The 7265-nt window shown below is 26.1% G+C and carries 11 protein-coding genes; all 11 read left to right on the top strand.

Features of this window, described 5'->3' with window-relative positions:
- Positions 1–16 precede the first annotated feature (16 nt).
- Positions 17–1684, top strand: a complete 1668-nt coding sequence (locus ACO409_RS09830; RefSeq protein WP_485556829.1) for an AAA family ATPase — start codon at positions 17–19, stop codon at positions 1682–1684.
- Between the two features lie 682 nt (positions 1685–2366).
- Entirely contained in the window at positions 2367–2756 is a 390-nt protein-coding gene (locus tag ACO409_RS09825; RefSeq protein ID WP_211614334.1) for a hypothetical protein, read from the top strand.
- On the top strand, positions 2737–3018 hold the full coding sequence (locus tag ACO409_RS09820) for a hypothetical protein (protein WP_485556827.1): 282 nt from the start codon (positions 2737–2739) through the stop codon (positions 3016–3018). Before ACO409_RS09825 ends, ACO409_RS09820 begins: the two co-directional genes overlap by 20 nt.
- Positions 3019–3138: 120 nt before the next feature.
- Complete coding sequence (locus ACO409_RS09815; RefSeq protein WP_485556825.1) at positions 3139–3798, top strand: hypothetical protein; 660 nt, start codon at positions 3139–3141, stop codon at positions 3796–3798.
- Between the two features lie 26 nt (positions 3799–3824).
- Entirely contained in the window at positions 3825–4709 is an 885-nt protein-coding gene (locus tag ACO409_RS09810; RefSeq protein ID WP_485556823.1) for an Imm49 family immunity protein, read from the top strand.
- Between the two features lie 83 nt (positions 4710–4792).
- Entirely contained in the window at positions 4793–4966 is a 174-nt protein-coding gene (locus tag ACO409_RS09805) for an IS3 family transposase (RefSeq protein ID WP_485556831.1), read from the top strand.
- Between the two features lie 57 nt (positions 4967–5023).
- A complete protein-coding gene (locus ACO409_RS09800) occupies positions 5024–5194 on the top strand; it encodes a hypothetical protein (RefSeq protein ID WP_485556821.1) in 171 nt (56 codons plus the stop codon).
- 12 nt (positions 5195–5206) lie between these two features.
- A complete protein-coding gene (locus ACO409_RS09795; protein WP_485556819.1) occupies positions 5207–5686 on the top strand; it encodes a hypothetical protein in 480 nt (159 codons plus the stop codon).
- Positions 5687–6126: 440 nt separating this feature from the next.
- A complete protein-coding gene (locus ACO409_RS09790; RefSeq protein WP_485556817.1) occupies positions 6127–6342 on the top strand; it encodes a hypothetical protein in 216 nt (71 codons plus the stop codon).
- 90 nt (positions 6343–6432) lie between these two features.
- Positions 6433–6612 carry a hypothetical protein gene (locus ACO409_RS09785; protein ID WP_485556815.1) on the top strand — a complete coding sequence of 60 codons (180 nt, stop codon included), beginning with the start codon at positions 6433–6435 and terminating at the stop codon, positions 6610–6612.
- A gap of 88 nt (positions 6613–6700) precedes the next feature.
- Positions 6701–7265: AAA family ATPase (locus ACO409_RS09780; RefSeq protein ID WP_485556813.1), on the top strand; the 565-nt coding region annotated here is incomplete at its 3' end.

Here is a 7265-nt window from a genome sequence, read left to right as displayed (position 1 = left end):
AAGAGGGAGTGATTTTATGAGAAAAAAAGCTGTTCCTGTGGGGATTGAAGATTTTGAAAGAATAATAAACGAAGATTATTATTATGTAGATAAAACGTTACTAATAGAGGAATTATTAATAAACAGAGCTCCTGTAACCCTTTTTACAAGACCACGAAGATTTGGAAAAACATTGAATATGTCAATGTTGAAATGCTTTTTTGATGTAAAAAATAAAGAGGAAAATAAAAAACTTTTTGAAAATTTGAAAATATATAATAGTGAATATATGAGCGAACAGGGGAAATATCCTGTAATTTTCATTTCACTGAAGGATTTAAAGGGAGATACTTGGGAGAAATGTTTTGAAAATCTAAAAAAAATAATGTATAAAATTTTTAATGAATATGAGTTTGTGAGAGAAAAATTAAATATTGTCGAAAAAAGAGAATTTGATAAAATTTGGGAAATGAGAGATAGTGAAGAAAGTTTTAAAACTTCACTTTTAGATTTGTCAAATTATTTAAATAAATATTATGGAGAAAAAGTCATAATTTTAATTGATGAATACGATGCTCCAATAATAAATGCTTTTGATAAAGGATACTACAATGAAGCAATAAATTTTTTTCAAACATTTTACAGTTCAGCATTAAAAACTAATAATTCCTTGAAATATGGTGTTTTAACAGGCATAGCAAGGATTATAAAGGAAGGAATGTTTTCTGGTTTAAATAGTTTAAAAGTAGATACGATATTGAATAAAAAATATTCAGAATACTTTGGATTTCTTGAAAGTGAAGTAATTGAAATGCTTGAGTATTTTGATATGAAATATAAGATTGAAGAGGTTAAGGAATGGTATAACGGATATATTTTTGGAGAAAGTAAAGTATACAATCCCTGGTCAATTGTAAATTATGTAAGAAAAAAAGAAATAAAAGCATACTGGGCAAACGTTTCGGGAAATACGTTTTTAGAAAATATGCTTGATTATGCGGGAGAAAGTGTTTATGATGATTTAAAACGGTTTACTGATGGGGAAAGCATTGAAAAATATATTTCGGATGGAACTACGATAAAAAGTCTTTTAAATAATGATGATGAGATATGGCAATTACTTTTGTATAGTGGGTATTTGACAAAAGATGAAAAGCAGAAGGAAATAGATGTAACTTCAGAATATACAGATGTCTATAACTTGAGAATTCCAAATAAGGAAATACGAAAATATTTTGGTAATATGTTCTTGAACAGATTTTTTGGGACAGAAGTAAAAACAAATATTTTGATAAAAGCACTTGAAAATGGAGATATTAAGAAATTTGAGAAAACATTGGGAGAAATAATGATAAATATGTTAAGTCATTTTGACTTGGATAAGGAAATGGAGAAGATTTATCAGGTGTTTATGATAGGGCTTGTAGGATTTTTGATGGGGAAATATGAGATTATTTCAAATGATGAGAGTGGATATGGAAGATATGACCTCGCAATGATTCCAATAAAAAGTAACGAGAAAGCTTACCTTATGGAATTTAAAATATCGAAGACGAAAAAGGGGATGGAAGAGAGAGCACAGAAGGCGTTGAAGCAGATTGATGAGAAGAAATATGATACGAAGCTTAAGGCAAGAGGGATAAAGAATATTTTGAAGATTGGGGTTGCGTTTTATGGGAAAGAAGTGAAGGTGGTTTTTAAATAGAGGTTTAAGTAAAAGTATGAAAATGGAATAAGAGTATACTCATCAGGAGTTGCAACTAAAGGTGAGTATACAACAGTTTATCAATAAGTCAAATTGAAGAAGAAAAAGTAAAATCAAAAATAAAAAATTCATATATTGTAAAAGTATATAATAAATTTTATGATGAAGATAAGAATAAGAATATTTTTTTCAAAGAGGAAAAAATTAATTTTGAAGAATTTATATCAGGAATACAAGTAACTACTAAAAGATTCATTAAAGAAATAAAAGAAATAAATCCAGTTTTATTGAAAAGTAAAGAAGTTAGTAGTATAATAAAAAAATATAATATTTTGACATCTAAAGAGTATTTGGTAGAAGAAAATTAGAATTATGATAGTTTCAAATAAAGGGGTAGGTGGAGCTAGACAGATGTCTCCTAACTGAATAAAAAATGTATTAAACAAATTAGAAAACAATAATCCTGTTAAATATACAATTAAAAATGCTAAGAATAGCGGAAAATTGAATACAGGATTAGTTGGAGTAGATAAAAAAACAGGGGAATTAATTTTTGTACCTGTAAGGATTACAAAATAAATAATTAATGAGCAAGGATTTAAAATGAGTGTAGTAGCAAGTAAAAATAAATATGAAAAAGGAATTAATTTAATTTCAAGTTTTTTAAGAAAGGAATCATAATATGGAAGTTAATTATTATATTACTTCTGAATTTGAAAAATATAAGAAATATGCAGAAGAAGGAATTATGGAATTAATAGAACTGAAATTTTTAAATATTTCAAAAGAAGAAGAACAAATTTTAAAAAATCTTAACATAAATTATAAAATATATAGGAATAAAACTATAAAAATTCAGCTATTGAATTTTATAAACTATATAGTTGAAAAAGATGGGGAGGAAAAAGGAATATATATCAAAAAAACAAAAGAATATGAAAATTTTTTTAAAGAAGCAAATATAATTTTTAATAAAAATGAAAAATATGAAAATTTGATAATATCAAAAGATAAAGTAAGAGTTGAAATTATTATAGAAAGGGATATAAGTAATGTTAAAACAGAAATTTGAAAATATTTTTATAAAAAAATGTAGATATAAAGATACAAAATTATATATTTATTATAGGCATAAAAATAATAATAAATGTCTGATTTTTTCTAATGTGAAAAGTTTTAAGTCAGTATTTTCTGAACTTTATTGTTATGATAGTCTGTTAAAAAAATTAGGAATAAATGAGTTTTCAAATATGATAAATAGAAATTATAAAGATAATGAAGTATATATAATTGATGGACTGTGGATGAGATATATCATAAAATTCAATGATTAATGAAAAAATACAGGATAGGTGTAAATGTAGGAAACACAGGACGTGTGGAAGGATGGAATAATCTGCTTACGGTAAGCGATCTCTACATACCGTCAGCAAGACCTGATTCGAAGTATATAGTTGAGAGCAGGGCTGAATTTACAGACGTATGCAAGAACGGCAATAGGGTCAATTGGTTCAAACCTGATTGCATCAGGAAAGAGTGTGACAACACTGAAAGCACCAAAGAATCCTATAGTTAAACCGGTTATTAAACCTGAACAGAATATTGAAACAGTGAAGAAACCGGCTGTTACTTCTGAGGAACCTAAAACAGTAGAGAGAAGTCATTCACAGGGAAGTAATAATCATAACAGTAATAAAGAAAGTTTTAATCAGAAAACAGAAAAAAATATATCTTCTCAAAATTATCATTCTGGATTTACTGACGAGATAAATTCAACTGCTTTTACAGCCGATAGAAATATAAGTGCATCAAAAATATCAAATAATGGACTTGACCATGTATTCAGAAATAAAAATACAGGAGAAGTTTGGATACTTGATAGTAAACAGATTGCAAAATCAGGAAATATGAAAGTTTCAAATAAAGGTGTAGGTGGAACGAGACAGATGTCTCCTAACTGGGTAGATAATGTATTAAATAAATTAGGAGACGGGAATCCTGTTAAACATACAATTGAAAATGCTAAGAAAAGTGGAAAATTAAACACAGGATTAGTAGGAGTAGATAAAAAAACGGAAAAGTTAATTTTTGTGCCCGTAAGAATCACAAAATAAATTATGATAAAAAGAAAGGATTTAAAATGAGTATAGTAGCAAGTAAAAATAAATATGAAAAAGGAATTAATTTAATTTCAAGTTTTTTAGGAAAAGAAGAAAATTTTGATAAAGATGAATTGGAGTATATAGAAAATAAAAAAGGAAATCAATTTGCTTGTATGCAAATTTTATCTAATTATTATAATAAATTCTCTTCAATAAATTTATTAATAGAAAAAAATATAAAAAAACATAGATTAAATTGCTATATAGGTGGAAAATTATTAATATTGGGTTGTAGTAGAAGTAATAGGCTGTTTACCCAGGCTTCTCAAATGTTTGAAATGTTGATGTCTAACAATCCAGATTTTATAACATTTTTCAAAAATAATATAGATATGATAATGCCTGATGATTATGACAGTGAAAAAAATAAATATGGATATTTAAAAAATGATTATGGAACATTTTTCTTAATTCGTGTAATTCTTCAAGCAATAAGAGGAGATTTTGAAGAAGTCAAAAAAAGATGTACTGCATATTTGGAAAAGCCATTGAAAGACAGTTATTATAAATATGGAGAACTGCACTATGAATTTTTAAGTGCTCTGGCAGATAAAGATATTGATGGAATGAAAAAAGCAATAAACGGGATGATGGAGCAGAAGGTGGCAAGAAAATTTTCAAATGATAACAATCCAAATTATGAATTTTACTTACATGTATATGTCATAATATATGCAAAAATAGCCTTATATCATGGAATAGATTTAGAAATTGACAATGAAGTGGCACCAAAAGAATTAATAGATATAACACCTCTTGAAAAATATGAAGATCCGTATGATTTTATGAAAGATTTTGATTTGGCAACAGTAACTCCGAAAGGGTGGAAAGAATGGGAAAATAGCTGGAATTTAAATTTATAAAATTTTCAAATAATCGTTGTTGTAAAAGACAGTGGTTATTTTTTTATATTGTATACAATTTGAATATTTAAAACAATTTTTTAATCGACAGATTCTTAAAAATAAAAAAATTTGAAAATCTAGAAAGTTTAAGAACCGGAATGTACGAGTATATAGAAATATGGTATAATAACAGCAGGATACACAGTAAAATAGGATTTACAAGTCCGAATGAATACGAAGAAGGCATAAGGAAAGGAAATGAAGAAATTGCTTAAAAATAGTCTAAATTTTGGGGACATTCTAGACTTGTTCCAGATAAAAATTGAGAAAAAATGAAAAAGATTATTAGAAAGATATTAAAAGATGGACAAAAAAAAGTGTTTAATTCAAAAAAACAAGTTTTTGAAAAAACTTTAAATATTGATGGACATAAGGTGCAAGTAAGATATAAAAAATTTCCAGATGGAACAATAAAAGTTAGCAATGGTTGGGTAGTAGAATAAGGAGATAGAGAGATGATAAAAATATACGATGAGAGTGTACTAAAAGAAATTGAAGAAGGAATATTAAATGCTCAGTATGAGAAAGTAGCTAAAAAATTTGAAAATATGAACGACAAAGATATACAAGATGTAATTAATTTTAATATTGCTGATAAGACAGAAAGTTTAAGTGTCTATGGTTTTACACAATATATGTTTAAAAAAACAGGTAATACACTTTGGTTAAATTTATCAGTAATTATAATGGCTTATACATTATGCTGGATAGAAGGTGCTTATGCTGTTGGAATTTTTCATGCTAGGGAATTGGTCTCACTGAAAAAAAATGTTGATAATCTGCTATTATTATTAAGTTTCTACGGACTTCCAGAACATTTAATGAATGATGATGAGGCAGAGAAGATAGCAAAAGAGATTTTAGAATTAGATTCAAATAATGAAACAGCAATTTCTGTGTTAAATGAAATTTTAAATTCTGAAAAGAATAAATAAGTATGTAGGTCCAAATGGAGCAAGTAGAACATTGCCAGTAACGGCATATATGTAATGGTATGAAGCTACTAAAAAAGAAATGTCTGCTCCATTATCTTAGTTTGGGATTTGAAAAAATTGATACTGCATATCAGGTAAGAGACAGATACCAGATAGTATATGATTATTACAATCTTAATAATCAAAATTGTACTTAGAGCAATGTTTCTGTAGGAGAAACTTTTGATTTTAATAGTAAAGGAAATCCAAAAGTAAGAATTCTTTATGCTTATGGAGATACTGAAAAGGAGTTGGAACCATTTACTATATCGTATTCTGAACATGGTAAAGGTGGTGCGTTTCAATTGTTTCCTGTTGAAAAATAGATATAAGATATGATAAATTGGATATTTTACTAAATTCAAGAACAGATTTAATATTAAGAGAAAAGAGGGAACATTATGAAAGGTTGGATAGAAGAATATGCAATATTAAGAAAATTTATAGAAAAATATTGCGAAGAACAAGACAAAAATCGTTTGATAGAAATATTAAATATGAAAGATAGATTTTTATTTAAATATTTTGTTAATGAATTTTCTAAGTTAAAAATACCGAATAAAATGATGGAAGAAGAATTAAAGGAATATAAAGAAAAAATTATGATATATATTTAAAAAATTAGAATTAAGAATATAAATGTAAGGATATACCAATCATAATCATACATTAGGATAGCCTATTTATGAAGGAGGTATAAAATGAAAATGAAATTTTGTTATGAATTAGACCCTGTTGGGAAAATATATATGAATTCAGGTGCTATAGTAGATGCGAAAAAATATAATATAGGATATTCGATATATTTAGGAAGATTATTGTTTATAATTTCAGATAAAGGTATAAATGAATCACTCAAAATTATAGACAAAATAAATGATTTATAGAACATTTAAATGACTTTATTTTAAATATCAAGTTGTGGTATAATTAAATATATTGAAATTTATAAAAAATAAAAGAAGGAGTGATTTTATGAAAAAAAAAGCTGTTCCTGTGGGAATTGAAAATTTTGAAAGAATAATAAATGAAGATTATTATTATGTAGATAAAACGATGTTAATAGAAGAATTATTGAGAAACAGAGCTCCTGTAACACTTTTTACAAGACCACGAAGATTTGGAAAAACATTGAATATGTCAATGTTAAGATATTTTTTTGATGTAAAAGATAAAGAAGAAAATAAAAAGCTTTTTGAAAATTTGAAAGTATTTGACAGTGAATATATGGTTGAACAGGGGAAATATCCTGTAATTTTTATTTCATTGAAGGATTTAAAAGGAAATACTTGGGAAGAAAATTTTATGCTGATAAAAAAATATATAAAAAACTTATACATGGAATTTTATGATTTAAAAGATAAATTGAATCCTATTTTTAAAAATGATTTTGAAAAGATAGTTATGGAAAAAGAAGATGCTGACTGGATTTATTCTCTTAAAAACTTATCAAATTATTTGTATGAATATTATGGAAAAAGTGTAATAATTTTAATAGATGAATACGATGCTCCAATAATAAATGCTTTTGATAAAGGAT

Source organism: Leptotrichia sp. (genome assembly GCF_057270615.1).
This window is presented reverse-complemented; position numbering and strand designations above follow the sequence as displayed.